At 37.1% G+C, this 21,543-nt stretch carries 16 protein-coding genes; 10 read left to right on the plus strand and 6 right to left on the minus strand.

Features of this window, described 5'->3' with window-relative positions; all coding sequences use genetic code 11:
- Position 1 precedes the first annotated feature (1 nt).
- From BW951_RS19600 to BW951_RS19615, 4 genes are all read left to right on the plus strand, one after another.
- Positions 2-1,540, plus strand: coding sequence for a hypothetical protein (locus BW951_RS19600; protein ID WP_076395906.1), 1,539 nt, complete (start codon positions 2-4; stop codon positions 1,538-1,540).
- A gap of 12 nt (positions 1,541-1,552) precedes the next feature.
- Positions 1,553-2,248, plus strand: a complete 696-nt coding sequence (locus BW951_RS19605; protein ID WP_076395908.1) for a phage tail protein — start codon at positions 1,553-1,555, stop codon at positions 2,246-2,248.
- 65 nt (positions 2,249-2,313) lie between these two features.
- On the plus strand, positions 2,314-5,058 hold the full coding sequence (locus BW951_RS19610) for a DUF6603 domain-containing protein (protein ID WP_076395910.1): 2,745 nt from the start codon (positions 2,314-2,316) through the stop codon (positions 5,056-5,058).
- A 1-nt stretch (position 5,059) separates the two neighbouring features.
- A complete protein-coding gene (locus BW951_RS19615; RefSeq protein ID WP_076395912.1) occupies positions 5,060-7,069 on the plus strand; it encodes a hypothetical protein in 2,010 nt (669 codons plus the stop codon).
- Between the two features lie 103 nt (positions 7,070-7,172).
- Here the strand turns inward: BW951_RS19615 and uraH are convergent, their stop codons facing one another.
- Complete coding sequence (gene uraH, locus BW951_RS19620) at positions 7,173-7,580, minus strand: hydroxyisourate hydrolase (protein ID WP_076395914.1); 408 nt, start codon at positions 7,578-7,580, stop codon at positions 7,173-7,175.
- 81 nt (positions 7,581-7,661) lie between these two features.
- Positions 7,662-8,231, minus strand: coding sequence for a Crp/Fnr family transcriptional regulator (locus BW951_RS19625; RefSeq protein WP_076395915.1), 570 nt, complete (start codon positions 8,229-8,231; stop codon positions 7,662-7,664).
- Positions 8,232-8,533: 302 nt separating this feature from the next.
- Here BW951_RS19625 and BW951_RS19630 point away from each other — a divergent pair, with 302 nt between their 5' ends.
- The 3 genes from BW951_RS19630 to BW951_RS19640 all read left to right on the plus strand — a co-directional run bounded on the left by BW951_RS19630 (position 8,534) and on the right by BW951_RS19640 (position 10,401).
- Positions 8,534-9,298 carry a hypothetical protein gene (locus BW951_RS19630; protein WP_076395917.1) on the plus strand — a complete coding sequence of 255 codons (765 nt, stop codon included), beginning with the start codon at positions 8,534-8,536 and terminating at the stop codon, positions 9,296-9,298.
- Positions 9,299-9,470: 172 nt separating this feature from the next.
- Complete coding sequence (locus BW951_RS19635) at positions 9,471-10,085, plus strand: flavin reductase family protein (protein WP_076395919.1); 615 nt, start codon at positions 9,471-9,473, stop codon at positions 10,083-10,085.
- Between the two features lie 37 nt (positions 10,086-10,122).
- Entirely contained in the window at positions 10,123-10,401 is a 279-nt protein-coding gene (locus tag BW951_RS19640; RefSeq protein WP_076395921.1) for a 7(1) septoil knot domain-containing protein, read from the plus strand.
- 111 nt (positions 10,402-10,512) lie between these two features.
- Here the strand turns inward: BW951_RS19640 and BW951_RS19645 are convergent, their stop codons facing one another.
- From BW951_RS19645 to BW951_RS19660, 4 genes are all read right to left on the minus strand, one after another.
- Complete coding sequence (locus tag BW951_RS19645) at positions 10,513-11,574, minus strand: IPT/TIG domain-containing protein (RefSeq protein ID WP_076395923.1); 1,062 nt, start codon at positions 11,572-11,574, stop codon at positions 10,513-10,515.
- A 12-nt stretch (positions 11,575-11,586) separates the two neighbouring features.
- On the minus strand, positions 11,587-13,188 hold the full coding sequence (locus tag BW951_RS19650; RefSeq protein WP_076395925.1) for a RagB/SusD family nutrient uptake outer membrane protein: 1,602 nt from the start codon (positions 13,186-13,188) through the stop codon (positions 11,587-11,589).
- Positions 13,189-13,198: 10 nt separating this feature from the next.
- Complete coding sequence (locus BW951_RS19655) at positions 13,199-16,147, minus strand: SusC/RagA family TonB-linked outer membrane protein (RefSeq protein WP_076395927.1); 2,949 nt, start codon at positions 16,145-16,147, stop codon at positions 13,199-13,201.
- A 373-nt stretch (positions 16,148-16,520) separates the two neighbouring features.
- Positions 16,521-17,399 (minus strand): helix-turn-helix domain-containing protein, encoded by an 879-nt coding sequence (locus BW951_RS19660; protein ID WP_076395929.1) that lies wholly within the window; start codon positions 17,397-17,399, stop codon positions 16,521-16,523.
- Positions 17,400-17,524: 125 nt separating this feature from the next.
- Between BW951_RS19660 and BW951_RS19665 the strand changes: the two genes are divergently transcribed.
- The 3 genes from BW951_RS19665 (at position 17,525) to BW951_RS19675 (ending at position 21,479) form a co-directional block, all read left to right on the plus strand.
- Positions 17,525-18,841, plus strand: coding sequence for a glycoside hydrolase 5 family protein (locus tag BW951_RS19665; RefSeq protein ID WP_228427575.1), 1,317 nt, complete (start codon positions 17,525-17,527; stop codon positions 18,839-18,841).
- 45 nt (positions 18,842-18,886) lie between these two features.
- Complete coding sequence (locus BW951_RS19670) at positions 18,887-20,017, plus strand: glycoside hydrolase family 26 protein (protein WP_076395933.1); 1,131 nt, start codon at positions 18,887-18,889, stop codon at positions 20,015-20,017.
- Positions 20,018-20,084: 67 nt separating this feature from the next.
- Positions 20,085-21,479, plus strand: coding sequence for an MFS transporter (locus BW951_RS19675; RefSeq protein WP_076395935.1), 1,395 nt, complete (start codon positions 20,085-20,087; stop codon positions 21,477-21,479).
- The last annotated feature ends 64 nt before the right edge of the window (positions 21,480-21,543 follow it).

Below are 21,543 nucleotides of genomic sequence, written 5' to 3' on the forward strand. Positions count from 1 at the left end.
CATGGCAAAACTGTTATATTACTTTCCACTGGATAATTTAGTGAATAATGACATTGTTAATAATTACAAAACCCAGGTTCAGTCCGGTTTACAAAATAGTGCTTTAAATGTTGATTTTGATGAGTATAAAGGTTCTTATCTCAATTTTAAAGATAAAACCCAGTTAGAATTAAACTTTAAAAAAAGCATCGGTAAAGAAGGAACTTTAATTAATTTCTTTTTTAACTATCATAAAAAAAACAGCAGCGAGGCTCTTAATCTCATCACCATCGGGGATAAAATACTGAGCGTCATCAAATCTAATAACAGAAACGCTGTCTCTTTTAAAAGTAACGTCAGAATAAACGATGAAGACTTCAGAATCCGGGAAAACCACTGGTTTAATGCCTCCGTTTATTATAATTCTTCAGGAAATATAGAGCTTTATCTTACGGATGATAATTTCTTAGTTCTGAAAAAAGCCATAATTTCATTTAACGACGCTGCTGAAGATCAGAACATCATTGTCGGAGGCAATAAAGACGGAGATCAGCTTCGCATTGCAGATCTGTCGGTATATAATGATGTTTCCAAAGATGAAATAGAAAACCTCGTCAATACATCTATCGGAAAACACCTTACCTTACTCTCAAAATCTACTTTAATTGATACTGTAAGCTTTACTCTCAGCAACAATTCCGCTTTTGATAAACTGGTCATAGAAAATGATCCGAAACCTTTATCCTTCGAACTTCTTCCGGGAGAGATGACCATAGAAAGACAGGACAACAGTGCGGCAAAACTTAAAGTGAAAAAAGGTTTTTTTCAATATTCTGCTGTACAAACAAACAAGACCGAAGAATCAGACGATCTGCACATTTCCTTTAGCTTTAAAAATCAGAACACTGAAAATACAAATTTAACCGCAGTATTGAATGATCTCTCCATCGTGAACCGCTTAGATCAGGAAAGAATTTTAGTGCAGCTTGAAATGTATAATATAACACTTACGAAAGATGAATTCTCTAAAACCTATACAAAATCTCAGCCTCTCATCATCGATAAAGTTTTTGAAATAATGGATATAAGAGGAGAAAACGAAAGCCCGTTCGAAGTATTTATTCTGGGCAACGATACGTTGTACAATGGCACAGCAAACGAAGCACAGACCATAAGACTGGCAATAAGCAACACCACCGAGCTGGATCTTAAGCTGTCGGAAAACAGCGGTTTCAGGATTACAGGCAACTTTTTTACCATCCTCGAAAATGATGCAAAACAAACCAACAATACCAAATTGCTGGAACACCAGTCCTTCACGACCATACCTGCAAAACCCAAATCTACAGACAACGACTTCCTGTGTTTTCAGAAAGAATACCTGCTGAAAAAAGGAACATCCATTATTATGGAAATATCGGGATTAAAAGCAAAACAATCTGCCCCTGCAAATCCGTCCGGTGCATATCCTTTCTATCTCGAATACAAAAATATTCCCGGCTACAGAAACGGAAAGATGAAATTCCACATCAAAACAGGCAAAATCTTTTACTCACTCTAAAGCATTAAAATCATGGCAGAAAATTTAAACATCAAAGACTTTAAAGCGAATGAAGCAGACATTGAAAAGCTTACTTCCGGAAAAGCAACCATTAATGCTTTGGATTCTCAGAATACAGTCATCAGTACTTTAACAGCAGATCTCATTAAGCTGAAAAACCAGATAGAATTACTTAATGAGGAGCTTAAAATTATGAAAGGATCAAAAGAACTGGTGAAGATCACTTCCGGCAGAACCGATGTCAACAACTCTTTATATACCAATAACGAACTGGTTTCTTTACCGGTAGGAGCCATCGTTGCATTTTACGGAACCACGCTTCCCGAAGGCTGGGCTTTTTGCGACGGCTTTAATAACACTCCGGATCTTAGAGGAAGCTTTATTCTCGGGAACTCCGGAATCGGCCAGAAAAACAGCCAGGTTTACAACAGGTCTAATACCATTACACTAAGCGAAAAAAATATTCCGCGGGTTTGGAGTACCGTTACCACAAAATATTATAAAGTAGAAGCCGGAACAGGCGGAAATAATTTTGATTTTTTAGGAACGAAAGCTACTTCCAGAAATCAGACTATTTACAGAGAAAACAGTTGGTGTACAGACGAGAATATAGCCACAGAATTTGCGATCGGTCATGAAACTCCAACGCCGGTGGAAGTCCCGAATCCACAGCACGTAAAATTAGCTTATATCATGAAAATAAGATAATGATTTTAAGAAAAAACTGAATCTTTATAATATGATCCGCGAAAACCATCAAACAGCTTTACATCATGGAAAAACCATCATTATCAAAAGCTGATATTCAGCTTGAGCTTGATGTCTCAATAAAAAAGATTGACTTTAAAATTACAGGAAACAGAACGAAAATGGATGATGACGTTTCCGTAACTTCTTTGGTTGGTCAGTTGCCGGATGTTTCAAAAAATATTTCCGGACTTCTGGAAGACGAAGGCGATGTAAAAGACATTATCATTCCTTTTGTACCGGAAAAACTTAATTTCGGGATCTATAAAATCGCAGACGATACAGAAAGCCTTACCGCTTTTCAACTGGAAGCAAAATATTCACACTTAAAGCTTAAAGGTGTATTTTCTAAAGAGTTTAAACTGTTTTCAGTAGCCATTAACCAAGCCATCAGTTTTTCAAAAATGCCTTTGGTGGGAGAGTATCTTAAAGAATATGCAATTTCAGATCTTGAACTCGTGTATCTTTCGCAGAAGGAAAATTCATTAACGCCTGATCGGGAGAAATTGATCAGCTTTTCAAAGAAAAATTTCATCAGTCAGAAAATCTGGATAAACAATGATAATTTGTTTCTCAACGCCGGATTCAATGCAGGATTGATTTTAAAAACAGGAAACGAAGAACAGAAAATTACCTTTCCCGGGTTTGATCTTAAAGGCATAAAAGTTCCTGCGCTTCCGGCTTCAGATCCCGCAAAAAAACAAAATTCCGGGACTTCAGGAAATACTCAGCAGGAAAAAGAGAAACAGCATCCGTTGGTAAAAATTAATGAGATAAAACCCTCCATCGAAAAAAATCTCATACAGATTGCGGTATCTGCAGATTTCAATGTCGGGCCATTTGGTTTGCAGTTGGTAGGCTTGGGAATTAAAGTTCCTTTTACGGTTTTTCAGAACTTCAGTCTGGAAAAATTATGGAAGGAGCTTCAGTTTACTTTGCAGGGACTTGCCATAATCTATGATACCCCTTCACTTTCTATCGCAGGAGCATTTTTAAGAGAAATACACAACGGAACGGAAGAATACAATGGTTTATTAACCTTCAGATTGGGTAAAATTGAAATAATAGCCATTGGATCTTACATCAAAACACCAAACTACTCTTCATTATTCGCATTCGGATATTTGGGCATTCCCATACCTTTAGATCCTGCTTTTTACATCCACGGATTTGCTTTGGGATTTGGATTAAACCGAGATTTTATAATGCCTCAGATTACCGAGATTCCGGATTTTCCCCTCATTAAAATCGTTCATCAGGGAGGTTTAAAACAGGGAGATTCCATTAAAAAGATTTTTGGAGATTTTAACCGTTATTTGCCTGTTCGCGAAAACAGTTATGTAATTATTGCAGGAATTAAATTTGATTCCTACAAAATGATTTTTACTACAGGAATACTTGCAGTAGCTTTCGGAAATAAAACGTCTTTACATCTTTTGGGCTTATCTACCATGAAGCTGGAGGGAGTTTATTATTTTGAATTCGCATTTTCCATGCGTGCAGATCTAGAAGAAGGAATCTTTCTCGCACAGGGACAACTAACGGAGAACAACTATATATTGTTGCCTCAACTGAAATTAACAGGCGGTTTTGCTTTAGGAATGTGGCTGAAAGGAGAAACTGCAGGAGACTTCGTATTTACTCTGGGAGGGTATCATCCCAATTTTAAAGTTCCGGTTCACTATCCCAATAATACGCCGCGTTTAGGATTCAGCTTTAATCTGGGACCTGTTAATTTTTACGGTAAAGCCTATTTTGCTTTAACGCCAAGCTGCATTATGGCAGGTCTTGCAGGAGGTTTGAATCTTATCCTGAACGGACGCGTGGTTTATGCAGAAATAGGACTTCTCTTCAGTGCAGATTTCATTATTTCATGGAAGCCTTTTTATTACAAAGCAGAAGTATATGTTCAGATCTATGCCAAAATAGTGGTGGATATATGGCTTTTTAGCATCAATCAGACATTTAATCTGAGTGCCAGATTACAACTGGAAGGGCCGGATTTCAGAGGATTAGCGACTTTTAAAGTGGCAGGTTATGAACTGGAAGTTAAATTCGGCAACCATCAGAAATCTATTAATACTGCATTAACCAGAGAAGAATTCATTGCCGGCTTTTTACCGGAACCTGCAAAAATTCTGGTCTGCAATATTGCATCAGGAATTATAAAAAAAATAAAGAGAAAGGACGGAACAGAATCTATTGTGGTTAATCCGAAAACATTTGCGTTAGAAATTTTTTCCGAAATTCCGGTTACAGAAATCAATGGAGATCAACTGACTGCCGAAAGTGTAAAAAAGGAGAATATCTATCCTGTTTACAAAGATTCTGCTCCGTTAGACAGCAAACTCGGGTTATCGGTTACAGGAGCCGTTTCGCACTTTTCCTCCTTTCAGGTTTCTCCGGTGCTGAAATCGCTTCCCAAGTCCATTTGGAATCACACAAATACAATTCCGGATCAGGAAGAAATATTATCCGGTTCAAAATTGCTGAAAGAAATATGCAAAGGCATCCGTTTGGAGTTTTCTAAAACAGAATCCGGAATTAATCCTGTTACCACATCTTTATACGATACCTGTGCCAAAACCTATCGGGATGATTTTACATCACCGGAAGCAAAATACAATCAAAATTCTGCACAGCCGGATAAAAGCATGATGACTGTTTTAGGAATTTTAAATGAAGAGGAAATCGACTATTCCGATCTGGAAAATACCACGGAAGTTTACAAATACAAAGGAAAATCTTTAGGAACCTATCAAATCGCTTAAAATGGCAGAAGAAAAAACAGGCATTGCTCCGTCGCATATCCCCACAGTAGGATCAGGAAAATACCAGATTAAGACTGATCTTCAGAATAATCTCACCACAGTTCAGCAACAGGAGATTGTTTTTTATGTAGAAGGTTACAACGCCGCTATTCCTCAGAATGAAATACTGGCAATGTATCCTCCGAATGAACATACAGGCGATTTTGCAGGAGCTTTTCCGCATGTACAGTTCAGGAGAAGTACTCTGCCTTGGGAATTTGACTGTCAATATAAAGGAAACAGAATTCCCTACATTTTTTTGGTTTTGCTGAAAGAAGAAGAACTGGCTTCCGGAGATTTTGAAATACTGGAAAGCGATACCAACCATCTTAATGATTCATTGGAAGACATTGCGGAGCCAAAACCACTAAAAATTCTTAATCTTTTAAAAGGAAACCGTGAAATTTTTCCGTCTGTGGATTTTGTTTCGCAGCTCGCGCACGTAAGAGTTCAGGAACATGAAGAACTGAAAAAGCTGAATCTTCCTGAAGAAACTTCCATTGTGATCTCTCACAGAAGGGTAGAACCGGATACCAAATATAAAGTATTCGTCTGTTATTATTCTGCTGAAGTAAACAATCAGGAAAAAGAAAAATATCAGTTAAATAATTTCAGCGGAGCAAATGAATATGAAAAGACAAAATCCTGCGTTGTTTTAGCAGAATGGTCTTTTGAAAGCATCAGTGCAGATCTTTATCAGATTAATATCAATAAGCTGAAAGAACATCCTGATTTCAATACGTTTCAGAAAGGCTTAGCCGACTCGGAAGTTTTAACTTTGGAAGAATTGAAAAAAGCAGCCAATCCTGAACTTGCCTGGTTAATATCCGAGAATGAAGCCTATTTAAAAGCACGTAAACAAGAATGGGAAAAACTGCCGGAACCAAAATCCGTCCGCGATTTTGAAGAAACTGAAAACGGGAAAAAAGAGCAGAATAATTACATCCTTGAATATTTAAGATACAACGGTAAAAACTTAAAAGGTTATCTGTATGAATTACAGCTTCAGCCTTTTAAAATGACTATGAATGTGGAGCATGAAGCGGTAAGAAAATTAATTGATCTTGCAAAAATACCGCTTGAACATCAACTGAAAGCAGGAGGGAAAATCGTTTCATGGTATCAGGGACCTTTTACCAACTGGAATTATTCATTCGATCTTTATGGTTGGATACAGGAAAGAGGATGGACGGATGTTCCGGATCATCAGGATTATCTTAATCTTTTGAATGAAGATACGAAGATGTACGACATGACCTATTCTGCGGCATGGCAACTCGGAAGATTAATGATTATGAATGACAATAAGGTTCTTCAGGAATTGAAAAAATGGAAGAACGATCTGGAAATACATCATCTGCTAAAGGAACAAAACCAATACAGTTATCTGCCTAATTTAGTAACGCAGGCTCCTGCTGTTCCGGATTTGTTGCTGAATTATATTACAGGATTAATACAGTTCAGAAATTTTCCTGTTTATTACCTTCTTCCTCATCCAGATCTGAGTACGGAGGAAAGCATTAAATATTTTAAAATTGATAATTCGTGGATTACCGCTTTTTTATTCGGAATTTTCAGTGCGGGTCCTCAATTGCGCCTGACAGATTTTGAAGATTACATTATGCAGAATAACGTTCTGAAAAATGTATTTGATTATGATGCATCGTATTACGGAATTCTGCTGCATTCACAGACCATTAAAAACTGGCCGCATCTTGTGATTGAATTGAATAAAAGCACCGATTTTCATTACATAACAACAATTAATGATACTTTGCGTCTATATATAACCTATCGGAAGTTTTCTGATATTGATCTCTATCTTAAGCATGAAAACGCTCATTTCGGAAAAGAATATAACGCAGAAGAAAATCAGTTCATTGGTTTGAAAGATGGCGGCGTACAACTGGCAAATGAATATCTGTACAGGCAGCCCAAATTACGAATGCAACTTAATGTGAGTTCAGTGTAGGATTATAAACAGGAATGGGCATTCGTCAATTTTAATTAATAGAAGTAAACAGGCTTTAACCAAAATTAATGCTAAAGCCTGTTTTCAAAATACTGTTTTATTTTTAACTTCCTCTGTATGTGGAATATCCATAAGGCGAAAGCGTGATGGGAACATGATAATGATTTTTATCCTTAATTTCAAACACGACCTCAACAAAAGGATAAAAGCTTTCGGTATGGTCTTTTTTGAAATAATCTTTCGTGTAGTAGGTTAATTTGAAAATGCCCAGATTTTCTTTTTCTGCCGGAAGAAAATCCGGAATTCTGCCATTTGTATCTGTACTTTTCTCATCCACAAAAGACCATGTTTTCGATTGCTCATTGTATTTTTCCAGCTTAATTTTAACTCCCGGAGCAGGAATTCCTTTTGAAACATCCAGAATGTGAGTGGATAGCTGAAAATTATTTTTCTGAGCAGAAGCTCCTATCGACAAAAGAGCGAAAAGAATGCTAAAAATTAATGATTTCATTTTTCTATATTTTAAATTACTTCGATGTCTTGCAAAGTTAGACACCCCAAAAATTAAAAACGTTGCTCTATGTCAACGTTTTTACAGTTTCGATTTTATTCTGCTTAATGTGGAAGGCGATATTCCCAGATAAGAAGCAACCATCCTGTTCGATACCCGAAGCAAAAGCTGCGGCTGATATTCGATCAGCCATTTTACTCTTTCCAAAGCATCAAAACCCTGAAATCCATAAATCCTCTTTTGGGCAATGATGAATCCGAGTTCCAGAATTTCGGTATAGATTTTGGCAAATTCGGGTACATTTTCTACGAGAAGATAAAAATCTTTCCTCGAAATGCGGAGCAGCTCCGATTTTTCAATGGTCTGAAGATATTCCTGTGCCGGTTTCTGGTCGATAAAACTGGGCAAAGCGGTTGCAAAATTTCCTTCAAAAGCAAAATATCTTGAACTGTCTGTTCCGTCTTTGGTGGTGGTAAACAGACGGATGCATCCTTTATTGATGAAGTAATACCATTTGCATACCTCATCATATTGGAGAAGTATTTCGTTTCGTTTTGTGTTCACCGGCTGAAAACAGGAAGTAATGATCTCTATTTTTTCAGAAGAGATTTCGCCTTTACTCCGGATAAATTTTTCAAGAACTGAATACATGAAATATGATGTTTACGATGTCAATCTGATCGAAGAACGTTCAAACTAAATTTTAATTAAATCTACCAAAAAAAGTCTGCTTGCATATACACTTTTCGAACTGATGTCAAAAATTAAGCCCAAAATAAAACAAAATGTATAACTTCAAAATGGGAGTGTTATTTTTCTTTTTTTTTCGTAAAAGTTCAGCTAGGCTAAAACAGATTCAACTCAAATCTTCACAGAGTTTAAAATTCATACTTTTTTGTTGGCAGAATTTCTCCGCTTGATGTAAATTTGATTAATTTAACTGAAAGTAAATTATGGCAAAGCTATTTCAGATTTTAAATGCAGTTGCTTTGGTGGCAACTATTGTGGTAAACTATCTTTCCAACACCGGAATTTTTAATAATGAAACGATGGCTACCATTTCAGCCAGATATCAGAACCTGTTCACTCCTGCAGGATATGCTTTTTCCATTTGGGGACTGATTTACCTCGGACTTTTGGGCTTTTTAATATATTACGGCCCGTTTACGAAAAATACCGATACCAAAGAAAAAACTATTTTAAATGTCGGTTGGTGGTTTACCGTTTCCTGCGTGGCAAACAGCCTTTGGATATTTACGTGGTTGTATGAATATACTTTTCTTACGATTCCAATTATGGTGGTTTTATTCATATCTCTGCTTAAGATTATAGGAAATAACCGTAGCATTTTAGTATCTAAAGATCTTAAAACAGCAATTTTCCTTCGTCTGCCTTTTTATATTTATTCGGGCTGGATTTCTGTAGCTTTAATTGCCGATATAGCAGCTTATCTTAAAAAAATACAGTGGTCCGGCTTTGGAATTTCAGAAACTGTGTGGACGGTGATCATGTTTGCCGTTGCAGCCATTATTCATTTGTATATGGTTTGGAAACAGAAGATGGGAGCTTTTGCTTTGGTGGCAGTCTGGGCATTAATTGCAATTGCGGTAGCCAATCAGCATTCCAACCAGACCGTTTATATTGCGGCAATCATCACAGCGATCGTTATTTTTGTGAATGTCTTTTTTCAGATGTTTAAAAAGAGAACTGCACTGTGACAATGAATCATTGTCTGTAAAATTTATGCTTTAAAATTGACAATGTAATTGACAGGCTTTCTCATACAGTTTTGTAAGCGTAATAACATTTTCTCCAAAAATCATTCAACATCAGCAGAATTAAATTCTGTTTTAAATACATTTTAATTAAAAATTTAAATCCCAATACTTAATGTTAATTCATTTTACCAATCAGCAGATAGCCGAAACAGAAGAAAGGAAAAGAACGGCACTTGTTAATTCTTTGAGTGGCTTTAAAAGTCTTAATTTAATTGGAACCGTAAATAAAGATGGGCAAGCCAATCTTGCTGTCTTTAATTCTGTAATGCACATCGGCGCGAATCCTCCTTTAATGGGATTTATTTCCCGACCGGATTCCGTTGAAAGACATACGCTGGAAAATATACAACAGACAGGTTATTATACCATTAACCATGTGAATAAAGAAATTTTTGAAAAAGCACACCAGACATCGGCACGATACAAGCGCGAACAGTCAGAATTTGATGCTTCTGGACTAACTGCTGAATACAAAAATAATTTTTCAGCACCTTTTGTTCAGGAGTCGAGCATACAGATCGGGTTAATCCTGAAAGAAATTGTTTCTGTAAAAAGCAACGGTACGCATTTAATTGTCGGCGAAATTACAGACTTATATTTCCCTGAAGAAATCTGGGATGAAACAGGAATCTTGGATATTGAAAAGGCAGGAACAGTTGCCGGTTCTTCTCTCGACGGCTATCACACTACTCAATTACTTAAAAGAATGAAATACGCGAAACCTTAGTGAGATTATTTCGTACATAATATAAAAAACGTTTAAAATGGCAAGAATATATCAGACTGCATCGTCAGGAGAAGCGCAGGTAAGGGTTGCAGTCGTAAACAGCAGAGATGAGGCAGATTTATTAGTTCACAGGGTTTCCTCATGGGGAGTGGCTCATGGTGATGCACTTTGGTATATCACGCGTAACAAACAGGATGCTACTTGTGTTATTTCTTTCGTTTCTGTAGGAATGGTACAAGTTAAAATATGCTTTATAGACACATATGGTGAGGCTGGATGGCAGAAAGAAAGTCGGTATAAAAATAGATTTGGCTGAAAAAAAGACGTACATGATTTACCATGTACGTCTAAGAGAATAAAACTATATAAAAAAAATATCTTTAGTATTGTGTGCTGTATTTGTATATGGGATGACTGAATGCTTTTTTTAATAGTAGTAACCAATATCATCCATATATATTGTATTGGTATTGCCTGTGTTATTATTGAATACAATATTCATTGTAGAAGGCGCGGAAGTTAATCCGAAAGACGACCAAGGTATTTCAACATATTGATATTCTGTTCCTACGCTTATAGAAGGAGTAGTTCCCCAACTGTAATTTAAGATAAGACGTAATCCATTGTTTATTGCAGAGGTAGATTTTATATAAAACCGAATTCCTTTTGCAGCGGAAGGAATAGAAGGACTGTTATCGATCTGGAATGCAGACCATGCTTTTACATCCCATTTTATTGCTTTTTCTCCCTGTTTAATGTTTGCAGGATCTGTGCTGTATGCCGTATCATAAGTATCTCCTGCCCATGTAGCATTAGAAATACCGCCAGAGAAGGTATCATCATAAATTGAAGTGCCTATTTGAGACGAGTACGTAACAGTTCCCGATAAAGTAGTTACAGACACTTTTTTACCCTGAGATCCTGCGGGAAGCGTGGCAACAATATGGGTAAGATCGTAAGAAACAATAGCTGCATCCGTATTGCCTACTTTTACTGTCGGGTTAACGAAATAGTTCCCTTTAAGAGTAATATTGGTTCCGTCGGCAGCGTTGATGCTTTGGAATCCGTTAAAAATCGGAGATGGAGGAGCAATGACAAAATCATACTCAACAGTTCCGGTTGCGGTCACTAATTTTAATTTATTACTTCCGTTAACATAAGGTGTATTGATATTGATGGTAATAATGATCGCATTGTCTGTAACCAGATTAGGATTAAAGGTAGACTCATAATCATTAAAATAGATATGTCTGAGACTGGCAAAACCGGAACCTTTAATAACATAAGTATTAGACGGATAACCGATATGGGTGCTTACCAAAGGATCTACAGGCTTGTTGTTGGCATCTACCGATGCAGAAACCAGTTCGATAACAGGAGTCGTCCCCTTCATATCATCATCCTCGTTGTTACAGGACTGTGAAGAAAGCAAACCGATGATAGGAATGAGCCATGCCAATAATTTCGTATAAAATATTTTATTTTTCATTTTCTGTAAATTTTAAAATTGATAATGTACCGGGCTATCCAAAAGCTTCGGATTTTTAGCCACATCATTTGCAGGATAAGGCAGGGTGAAGCTGCTGGAAGAAGGTGTAAAATATTCAGCAGTATACATATTTCCACGGTTCTGAGCAGACATGATGGCGATGGCTTTACTGCGGTCGATTCTTCCGAGATCAAACCAATAATCGCCTTCGAAAGCAAGCTCTCTTCTTCGTTCTTTAAACAAATCATCAAAAGTGAAAGAAGTAACATTCGACAGACCTGCTCTGTTTCTTACAGCATTATAAACCTTTAAGGCATTGCCGTCTGAAGTAGAACTTCCACCTGCTAAAATCGCTTCGGCATCAATCAGCAGAAGCTCTGCAAATCTCATAATGTACGTATTGTTGTTCATCATTGCCCAACTGTCTACAGGACCTGTGGAATTTCCATTTACAATTCCGATGCAATATTTTTTAATGGCTGCACCTGCACCTTGACCTCCGATCTGGTCTGCTGGCGGAACAGTGAAACCAGTCTGAAAATTCTGTCCGTTTTTAACTTTTATATCCGTATACGTATATCCGGGAAACATGATGGTATTGGCTTTTCTTATATCATTCGTATCATATAACGTTAAAATATCCTGAGAAGGCGCAAAAACACCGCCGTAAGACGCATTGGAGGTAGAATACGTTCCGTTGCTGATCCCAAATTGTGTGTTGCAGTTATTGGCAGATCCATAATTAATATCGCCTTTCCACTGCAATGCGAATATAGATTCTTCATTATTGTTATTAGGATAAGTGAACAGATCTCCGAAAGATTTACTGGTAAGAGAATACTGCGATGTTCCTCCTAATAATTTGAATTCTCCACTGTTAATCACCTCTTCAGCAAGTTGTCTTGCCATTGTATAATTTTTATTGTACAAATATACTTTTGCAAGAAAAGCTTTCGCAGAACCTTTAGAAACCTTCGCATTCGAAGAATAGTCTCCGCCTCTTATTTTTGCAGGCAGTAATTCTATCGCTTTGGAATAGTCTCTCCGGATCAGCTCATATACATCTTCTGTAAAATTAGTGTTTACTTTAGGATTGGCAGCAACAGCTTCATTATCAATAATTATAGGAACAGGTCCCCATAATCTCACTAAATAAAAGTAAGCAGTGGCACGCATAAAGTAAGCTTCTCCCAAAGCCTGATTGATCACCGCCTGAGAAACTCCCGCACCGGCTCTTTTCTGTAAATTATTGATGAGATTATTAGCTTGTGCTACATTCGCCCACAACGACTGCCATCCATTGAACATTTCCGCATCGGAAGAGTTGATGGAAAAATTACGCATGGCATTCACATCCGAGGAATTCGTGTACATATTTCCCGAACCTACTTCCGAAATGGCGTAGAAAAACTTATTATTGAACTGAAACCATGTTTTGTAGTACATTCCGTCTGTTGCTCCCTGTACCTGTTCGTTGTTCTGATAATAATTCTCCAGACTGATGGAATCCTCGGAAGGACGGTCTGTAAATTCTCTGCTGCAAGAAGACAGAAGGCCAAGCCCCAAAAATGAAACGGCTAAACCTGTATGTTTAAAATATTGTAAAGCTTTCATAAATAATTAATTAAAAATCTAAATTAACTCCAAAATTAAATGTTCGGGGAGAAGGATATCTTCCGTTGTCAACTCCTGTCAGTAAGACATTTTGATTGAAAGATCCTATTTCAGGATCGTATCCGCTGTATTTTGTAATGGTAAACAGGTTTTGTGCGCTTACGTAGATTCTGAATCTTGTAAGTTTAAGCTGAGAAGCAAAAGTAGGGGAAACGGTGTATCCTAAAGTTACATTCTGTATTCTCAGATAATCTCCTTTTTCCACATAACGGTCAGAAATAAGAAGATTGGTGCTGTTATTGTCTGCAACCGGTCTTGGCAAACTGGCATTTGGATTATCTGGTGTCCAGTAATCAAGCGCACCCATCAGTTGATTTTGATATAACTGGGAATTCATTGTACCGTTTCTTTTCGTAAGATTCAGAATGTCATTACCTACAGAACCCTGTACAAAAACAGAAAGATCCACATTTTTATATCTGAAAGTATTGGTAAATCCGAATGTAAAATCCGGGTGCGGATTTCCGATGATCGTCATATCAGACTCATTGATTTTACCATCTCCATTTACATCCACGTAACGAACGTCTCCCAGTTTTGGTGCGCTTCCGAACTGAGTAGGTGCATTATTAAGCTGGTCTGCCGTACGATAAAGATCATTGGTTTTATATCCCCAGAAAACGCCCACAGGTTCGCCGATTAAAGTATTGGTTGCCACCATTGGTAGATAACCGTTCAGGTTTACCTGAGTATTAATATCCGACAAACCGTCCGCAAGACTCAATAATTTGTTTCTGTATCTGGAAACAACAAGATTTGATGTCCAGTTGAATTTTTCCCCTTTTGTTTCATAAGAAATATTAAGATCAATACCTCTGTTCACCATAGAACCGATGTTTGAGTACATGGCATCAATACCTCCGTAATAATTTGCTCCTCCGGTTACGTAACTAGGAAGGGGTGCCTGAAAAAGAAAATCCTTCGATTTTTTATTGTACCAGTCTATCGCTACGTTAAGTCTTTTCAGTAAAGTAAGATCTACCCCGATGTTCGTCTGCTGCATAGATTCCCACTTCAGATTTTTATTAGAAAGATTTCCTACAAGATTATAAATAGTAAGCAGGGAAGTATATCTGTTGTTTGGAATATTCTGGTTTCCTGTCTCTCCGTAACCTCCACGGAACCGGATGTTACTGATGATGTTTGAAGGAATCCATTCCATGAATTTTTCTTTTGTTACTCTCCAAGAAGCAGAAACTGCCGGAAAATATCCCAACTGTTTTTTGCCGTTATCCGCTTCAGGATCAAACTTCGAAGAACGGTCTGCTCTTATGGAAGCAGTAAGGCTGTATCTGCCGTCGAAATCATAAATAATTCTTCCGAAAAGTGAAGAAAGAGAATTGCTTCCTTGGAATGAAGTTGTTGTAACATCGTCTGCGAGATTTAATCCGTAAACATCGTTCGATTTAAACCCCTGTCCTATGGAGCTGAATCCTTTATAATGAACATCCTGTGCTTCCTGTCCGGCAAGTATCGTAAATTTATTCTTTCCTAAAGAAAAATCATACGTTAATAAATTTTTAAAATTTACAGAATACCAGTCCTGATTTCTCACATACAAATCTGCGATCAGATTAAATTGAGAGCCTCTGTTATAAGAAGGATGAAATTCTTTGTTTTCAGAAAATTCCGTATTCGCAGAAAGTTCCATTCTGTATTTCAGTCCTTTCGTAATTTTAGCTTCAGCATACAGATTTCCAAGGAAATTTTTACGGATTAATTTATTCGTATTGGTAAGAGCTTCGGCAACAGGATTGAAATAATTAACATTTTGTCCTGCAGGAGGAGAAGCATAACTTCCGTCAAAATTATAAATCGGCATATCCGGAGCCTGTAAAAGCGTATTGGAGATAAGCCCGTTATAACTTTGGTTTACCGTAAAGTTTTCATTGCTTACTCCGCCTGTAATATTCGTGCCCACTTTCAGCCAGTTATTTACCTGAGAATCTACATTCGTCCGGAACGTATATCTTTTGAGTCCGGTATTGATAATATTACCTTCCTGATTAAGATAGTTCGCCGAAATGTAAAATGTGGTATTATCTTTACCACCGGAAAATGAAAGCTGATGGCTTTGAGAAAAAGCAGTCTTGTAAATCGCTTTTTGCCAGTTTGTCCCGTTACCCAGCAATTCAGGATGGGCAAACTCAGGTCTTGGCTGAAGATTAAAAAGATCAGACAATTGATTCTGATATCTTGCATACTGCTGAAGATTCATCACATCCAGATATTTATAAATACTGGAAACCGATGTATAACCTTCATAGCTTATCTTTCCCGCTCCTTTTTTGCCCGATTTCGTAGTAATGATGATAACACCGTTTGCTCCTCTCGAACCATAGATTGCCGTTGCAGAAGCATCTTTAAGTACATCTATTGATTCTATATCATTAGGGTTAAGAAAGGTAAGCGGAGAAACTGCGGCGTTTCCCGAACCTCCCGTTGCAGAAGTATCGTTACCTGCAATCGGTCTTCCCGTAGTGGAACTGTTGGTTGCATCTCCGGAAATTGGGACACCATCAATAATATACAATGGTTCGTTACTGGAACTGATGGAAGTCGTTCCGCGCACACGTACAGAAGCAGCCGCTCCCGGCTGTCCGTTACCGTTCGTTACGGAAACTCCCGCAACTTTTCCCTGAAGCATCTGGTCTACGGAAACCTGTTTCAGATCCTGAATGTCTTTCGATTTTATAGAGGATACGGCAGAATTTATATCCGTTTTTTTCTGAGCGCCATAACCTATCATTACAACTTCATCAATTTTTGTCTCTTTTAAAGTATCGCGCTTTGTCTTTTGAGCATGTACCCAACTTACAGGAAGAAAGGCCAAAGCAAAAAATAAGGCGGCTTTATTCTGTAGAACCGGGCTTAGTAAGGGGGTGTTTATTTTTCTCATAATTGCTACGGAAAAGAAATTAATGTTTAGGTTGAATTAACATTTTGTTCACATTGATGACAAAGCTAAATTTTGAAGCCAATTGCGATTAATGTTATTTTGTCATAATTCAGTATTATTTTACCTGATGCTAAATTTTTATTCCGTTTTGTTTATTTTAATTTGTTGATTTTTAGTTATTTATTTTGTTTTTAATGAGGGGGTTATTGTGGTTGTTTATCGTCATATTTGTGTCTTTTTTTTAAATTATTTGAAAAATAAAATAGCTTTTTATAGCTAAAAAGCCGCTTTTACGTATTTTAGAATTAATAAAATATTAACAAAAAACATCACCAACATCTCAAAAAAAGAGTAAAAGAATTATTTTGTTGAATTATTGAACCCTTTTAATACCGGTAAATTGATTTTTGAATTCCGAAGGAGTACATTTCTTTAAAGATTTGAAAATTTTATTGAAGTTGGCAATATTGTTAAAACCCGACTCGAAAGCAACTTCCGACACCGTCAGTTTTTTTTCAATGAGCCATCTTGCAGCGTAGCCCACTCTTATCTCGTTCAGGTAATTAATGAATGTTTTTCCTGTTCTCTTCTTAATAAACCTGTTGAATGTAACGATGCTCATGTTAGAAACTGCAGCCACTTCCTCAAGTGTTATTTTCTTATCGAAATTTTTATGAACGTAATCGTATACAAGTTTCATGCTGTCGTCATCGGTAAAAGTTTCCAGTTCTATGCTGTAAGAAGAAAGGATGGTAGTGTTTTCTGCAATAGCGAGCTCATGCAGAATGTGCATCATTTCCATAAAAGCTTCAAAACCTTTGAGTTTCGATAAATTCAGGAAGTTGTCTTTAAGTTTTTCTGCGGTTTCCTTTGAAAAAAGAATTCCCCGGATAGAATTTTTAATAAGATCGTCAATGGGCTTCATGATTCGTCTTTTCATTAAAGACTGTTCAAAAAAATCCTGATTAAACTGTACTGTTATTTCATGAATTTTTTTCGATTTGCATCTGTAATTATCCCAGTAGTGAGGAAGGTAAGGACCAATCATCACCAGTTCGATATGATCTATTTCTCCGATATGATCGCCTACAATTCTTTTATTGCCTTTTCCCTTAAGAATAAAGTTGATCTCAATTTCCGGATGATAATGAAGAGGAAAATCGAACGTATTTTTTATGCGGTCGAACACCAAAAAGGTCTCGTCGGGTGAAATAGTTGCTATTTCTCTAAGAATTTCGGAGTGTTTGCTCATTTTGTATCTTTTGTATGAGTGTTGATTTTCAGTTTTTTATCGTTTATTTGTGTAATTTATATGTAAAAATGACAAAATAATATTACATCCCGCCAAGATACATAAATAAATTTGGCATTAAGCAAATGTTAACAGACTCAAGCATTTTCCTTACGATGAAATTACCATTCAAAATACTATTGATCTTACTTTTTTGCATATTGGCAAAACTGAATGCACAAAAATTTGTAACCGTAAAAGATGGTCATTTTATACTTAAAAAAAAGGAGTATTACTTTGTAGGAACCAACTTTTGGTATGCTTCCTATCTCGGGCTGGAAAAAAATGAAGAAAAGGGTATCAGCAGATTAAAGAAAGAACTGGATTTTTTAAAATCTCAAAATATTGAAAATATTCGTGTTCTTGCCGCAGTGGAAGGTTCCGGAAAATTGAACGGAGCGAATAGAGTAGAACCCGCTTATCAATATGAAGCCGGAAAATTTGATGAAGACAAATTAAAAGGACTTGATATTCTGATGGATGAAGCAGGAAAAAGAAACATGAAAGTAATCCTTTTTCTTTCCAATAACTGGGAATGGAGCGGCGGATGGCTGCAATATTTACTTTGGAACAATAAAATTGATCAGCAAAAAACAGCAGAAAAACTGAATTGGGATGATCAGAGAGACTTTACCGCAAAGTTTTATAGTTGTGAAGAATGCAAAAATCAGTATTTTGAACAGGTCAAAAAGATTGTTACAAGAAGAAACTCTGTGAATGGAAAAAAATATACAAAAGATAAAACACTAATGGCTTGGGAAATTGCCAATGAACCCCGCCCGATGAGACCCGCAGCTAACGGAGAGTATAAAAAATTCATTACAGAAAGTGCTTCGTACATTAAATCGCTTGATAAAAATCATCTGGTAACTACAGGAAGTGAAGGAGTACAGGGAACGGAAGATATGAACCTGTATAAAGAAAATCATGCAGATAAAAACATCGATTATCTCACCATTCATATCTGGCCGAAAAACTGGGGCTGGTTTGCAAATGAGACGATGGAAAAAGATTTCGAAGAAGTGAACCGCAGAACCTCAGACTATATAAAATCTCATCTCAAAATTGCAGACGAAGTTCACAAACCGCTGGTTCTTGAAGAATTCGGGTTTCCGAGAGACGGACATTCTTTTGATATCAACAGCAGCACAAAATTAAGAGACAAGTATTACGAAAGTACTCTGAAATTGTGGAATGAGAACAGAAATCTGAAAGGAAGTTTTGCAGGATGCTCTTTCTGGGCTTTCAACGGAGTTGCAAAACCAATTCCCGGGCAGACCTTCTGGAAAAAAGGCGACGATTACATGGGAGATCCACCGATGGAAGAACAGGGACTGAATGGAGTTTTCATCTCAGATCAATCCACATGGAAGATCATAAGAAAATACAATACTAATCCTTAAAAGATAATTAAAATAGCAGGATAAATTTCCTCTACAATTAAATAAATGAATTCCTTAAAAAATTTTATTATAGTTTCTAACGTATTCTGTGCCGGTCTTTTTGCGGCGCAGGATACTTCTTTACTATCAAACAAAAATGCCACAGCGGAAACCCAAAACCTGTACAGAAATCTTTGGCAGCTTATGGATAAAGGAATCATGTTCGGACATCAGGATGATCTGGGATATGGTGTAAACTGGAGGATGCAGGATGGGAGAAGCGATGTGAAAGAAACTGCGGGAGATTATCCCTCCGTTTTTGGCTGGGACGTCATGAATATAGAATCCGGAGGAAAAGGACCGATTGATATTTTCAGCTTTGGGCAGATGAAAAAAATGATGGAGGACGTTTACAACATGGGCGGAATAAATACCGTCAGTTGGCACGCCAATAATCCGCTCACAGGAAAAACCGCATGGGATAATACGAAAGGAAGCGTAAAAACCATTTTGCAGGGAGGAGAAAAACATCAGATGTTTCTCAACTGGCTGGATCTGATCTCAGAGTATCTCGCTTCGGTAAAAGGTAAAGATAAAAAACAGGTTCCTGTACTTTGGAGGCCTTATCATGAACTTACAGGAAACTGGTTCTGGTGGGGAAAAAATAATTGCAGCTCTGAGGAATTTAAACAGTTGTGGAAAATGACCTATGATTATCTTACCAAAACAAAAGGTCTGAATAATCTCATCTGGATCTACAATACTTCAGACTTTAATACAAAAGAAGAATTTCTGGAATTTTATCCGGGTGATGAATACGTGGATATGATAAGCTTTGATATCTATGAGCTTGATAATCCGGTACACAATACAGGTTTTGTAGAACGTTCTCAAAAGCAGTTTGCCATCATGGATGAAATTGCGAAAGAACATCACAAAATTCCGGCTCTTGCTGAAACAGGATATGAGCAGATTCCGTACAACCGTTTCTGGACAAAAACTTTAACGGAAGCCATCGGAAACTACAAAATTTCTTACGTTCTGACATGGAGAAATCATGGATTGACGGAAGAGAAAAAAATGCATTATTATGTACCTTACAAAGGACATCCGAATGAACAGGATTTCAGAGATTTTTACAATCTCAGCAACACATTGTTCCTGAAAGATATACAAAATAACAATGTATATAAATGACAGGCGATACTCAATCATCAGTCATTTAAAAAACAATTTTAAAATTTAATCATTAAAAGAAAAATTAATGAATAACGAAAAGATAAATATAAAAGAAAAAGTGGCTTACGGATTTGGAGATGCCGCATCCTCTATGTTCTGGAAAATCTTCAGCATGTATCTGCTTTTTTTCTACACTGATGTGTTTGGTCTTGCGGCGGCGGCGGTAGGAACCATGTTTCTGGTAACCAAAGTATGGGATTCCTTTTTTGATCCTTTTGTGGGAATTTATTCAGACAGGATCGATACAAAATGGGGGAAATTCCGTCCTTTTTTATTATGGGTTGCCGTTCCTTTTGCCATCATCGGTGTATTAACCTTTTACACCCCAGATTTTGCACACAACGGAAAATTGATCTATGCATACATCACATATTCCTTAATGATGATGGTGTATTCACTCATCAACGTTCCTTATGCATCATTACTTGGCGTGATGTCTTCAGACGGTAAAGAAAGAACTACACTGGCTTCCTACAGAATGGTTTTTGCTTTCGCAGGCAGTCTTATTGCGCTTTGGATGATAGAACCTCTGGTAAAATACTTTGGAGACGGAACCTTAACTTCTTCGCAAGGCTGGTTTTATACCATTGTTGTATTCGGAGTAATGACGACGCTGCTGTTTTGGGGATGTTTTGCAGGAACCAAAGAACGTATTAAACCTATAAAAAAAGACCAGTCTACCTTAAAAGAAGATCTCAATGATCTTTGGAAAAATAAACCATGGTGGATTCTTTTGGGAGCCGGAGTTGCCACATTGCTTTTCAATACCATTCGTGACGGCGGGGCAATTTACTATTTCAAATATTATCTGGAAAAAACAGATCATGAAACATTTTCCATTTTCGGTATGGGAACAGGGATGTCCTATCTTACCATTTATCTGGTTTTAGGACAGGCAGCCAACATTGTGGGAGTGGTTTTGGCGACCCCTTTAGCCAATAAATTCGGGAAGAAAAAAACATTCTTTGCCGCAATGTTATCAGCAGCAGTTCTCAGTATCCTGTTTTATTTCCTTACGAAAGATAACATCATGATGATTTTACTGCTTCAATTTTTCATAAGCATTTGCGCAGGATGCATTTTCCCTCTTTTATGGTCAATGTATGCCGATACCGCAGACTATTCGGAATGGAAACGGGGAAGAAGAGCAACAGGACTTGTATTCTCGGCATCATCAATGTCCCAGAAATTGGGTTGGGCATTCGGTGGAGCAGCAACAGGATGGCTTTTGGCTTACTTTGGGTTTCAGGCAAACGTTGTACAGACAGAAAATGCACAGACAGGAATCAGATTGATGCTGAGCATTCTTCCGGCGGCAGGAGCCATCATTTCTATGCTTTTCATTTTTGTGTATCCTTTAACGGAAGAAAAACTTTCATCAATTACAGAAGAACTGGAGCAGAGAAGAAAAGAAAACTAAATACATACAAATCATATAAAAATATCTGAAACCAGATGGAATATAATTTCTATTACAAACAAAA

The sequence above is a fragment of the Chryseobacterium gambrini genome, from assembly GCF_900156825.1.
In the GTDB taxonomy this organism is placed as follows: Bacteria; Bacteroidota; Bacteroidia; order Flavobacteriales; family Weeksellaceae; genus Chryseobacterium; species Chryseobacterium gambrini.

Coding starts and splice junctions, on each gene's coding strand:
- BW951_RS19635 (WP_076395919.1), top strand. CDS start 9,471: ATGTTAATTCATTTTACCAATCAGCAGATAGCCGAAACAGAAGAAAGG.
- BW951_RS19610 (WP_076395910.1), top strand. CDS start 2,314: ATGGAAAAACCATCATTATCAAAAGCTGATATTCAGCTTGAGCTTGAT.
- BW951_RS19670 (WP_076395933.1), top strand. CDS start 18,887: ATGAATTCCTTAAAAAATTTTATTATAGTTTCTAACGTATTCTGTGCC.
- BW951_RS19650 (WP_076395925.1), bottom strand. CDS start 13,188: ATGAAAGCTTTACAATATTTTAAACATACAGGTTTAGCCGTTTCATTT.
- uraH (WP_076395914.1), bottom strand. CDS start 7,580: ATGAAATCATTAATTTTTAGCATTCTTTTCGCTCTTTTGTCGATAGGA.
- BW951_RS19655 (WP_076395927.1), bottom strand. CDS start 16,147: ATGAGAAAAATAAACACCCCCTTACTAAGCCCGGTTCTACAGAATAAA.
- BW951_RS19660 (WP_076395929.1), bottom strand. CDS start 17,399: ATGAGCAAACACTCCGAAATTCTTAGAGAAATAGCAACTATTTCACCC.
- BW951_RS19665 (WP_228427575.1), top strand. CDS start 17,525: ATGTTAACAGACTCAAGCATTTTCCTTACGATGAAATTACCATTCAAA.
- BW951_RS19645 (WP_076395923.1), bottom strand. CDS start 11,574: ATGAAAAATAAAATATTTTATACGAAATTATTGGCATGGCTCATTCCT.
- BW951_RS19625 (WP_076395915.1), bottom strand. CDS start 8,231: ATGTATTCAGTTCTTGAAAAATTTATCCGGAGTAAAGGCGAAATCTCT.
- BW951_RS19640 (WP_076395921.1), top strand. CDS start 10,123: ATGGCAAGAATATATCAGACTGCATCGTCAGGAGAAGCGCAGGTAAGG.
- BW951_RS19605 (WP_076395908.1), top strand. CDS start 1,553: ATGGCAGAAAATTTAAACATCAAAGACTTTAAAGCGAATGAAGCAGAC.
- BW951_RS19600 (WP_076395906.1), top strand. CDS start 2: ATGGCAAAACTGTTATATTACTTTCCACTGGATAATTTAGTGAATAAT.
- BW951_RS19630 (WP_076395917.1), top strand. CDS start 8,534: ATGGCAAAGCTATTTCAGATTTTAAATGCAGTTGCTTTGGTGGCAACT.
- BW951_RS19615 (WP_076395912.1), top strand. CDS start 5,060: ATGGCAGAAGAAAAAACAGGCATTGCTCCGTCGCATATCCCCACAGTA.
- BW951_RS19675 (WP_076395935.1), top strand. CDS start 20,085: ATGAATAACGAAAAGATAAATATAAAAGAAAAAGTGGCTTACGGATTT.